Raw genomic sequence first — 382 nt, forward strand, 5'->3', positions numbered from 1 at the left:
GATGTAGGGCCGATCCGGGTCGCCCCCTTCAAATGCGATCGCCACTTCCGTACCTATCAGCAACGGCCAGTGAAAACCGTAGGTGTCACCCGCATAGGGACGAGCCAGACGTACCCACAGGCTTTCTTCCCCCTGCGGCCAGTCCGCCCGGTCAAAGTCAAACGCCACCCGATACAACCCGTCTTTATCAATATCCCCATACCGGTCGTTTACTACCGAGCTGCTCACCCGGGCCGGCAGGGTGCCCGCTATCCGCGGTTTGGGGATTAACGCAGGTCGGAAGCACACGGTTTCAGAGTAGGGAATGGCAGTAAACGCCATTTCAAAACTGCGATCCCGGCGCGCACTGCTGTGAATAGCGGTTATCACCGCCCCTTTACGG

General features: G+C 58.9%; 1 protein-coding gene. It reads right to left on the minus strand.

From position 1 onward, the window contains the following. Window positions 1-382, minus strand: a 382-nt coding sequence (vgrG, locus tag ABR397_RS23475; RefSeq protein ID WP_350307802.1) for a type VI secretion system tip protein VgrG, incomplete at both ends; no start/stop codon positions are given.

Source organism: Photorhabdus viridis (assembly GCF_040256935.1).
GTDB classification, from domain to species: domain Bacteria; phylum Pseudomonadota; class Gammaproteobacteria; order Enterobacterales; family Enterobacteriaceae; genus Photorhabdus; species Photorhabdus viridis.